Raw genomic sequence first — 248 nt, 5'->3', positions numbered from 1 at the left:
TGCTGGCGAGGGTCGTCAATTGATTCGAAATATTTAAATAGTTGAATATCAGGCATGGGGGCTCCTTAAAAAGGAGTATAAGATCATACTTTTAAGTCAAGGTAAAGTTCGTGATCTTGCCCTGGCTCAGTGCTTTGTACTGATGGAAACTTATCATATAAAGGTATTGCTAAAGAACTCGACATTGACCATAAACGTTTGATTGGGTTGGATAACCAAAGAGTAGTAGAAGGTATTTACCATATCCA

Annotated in this window: 1 pseudogene; it reads left to right on the top strand. The window is 37.9% G+C overall.

Annotation, left to right across the window (positions count from 1 at the left end):
* Positions 1-126: 126 nt before the first annotated feature.
* Positions 127-248, top strand: a pseudogene (locus H5180_RS23725) (IS1595 family transposase); the annotation flags it as partial.

This window comes from Pseudoalteromonas sp. SR41-4 (assembly GCF_014163985.1).
In the GTDB taxonomy this organism is placed as follows: Bacteria; Pseudomonadota; Gammaproteobacteria; order Enterobacterales; family Alteromonadaceae; genus Pseudoalteromonas; species Pseudoalteromonas rhizosphaerae.
The sequence above is the reverse complement of the archived record's forward strand: the minus strand, read 5'-3'. Positions and strand labels throughout refer to the sequence as shown.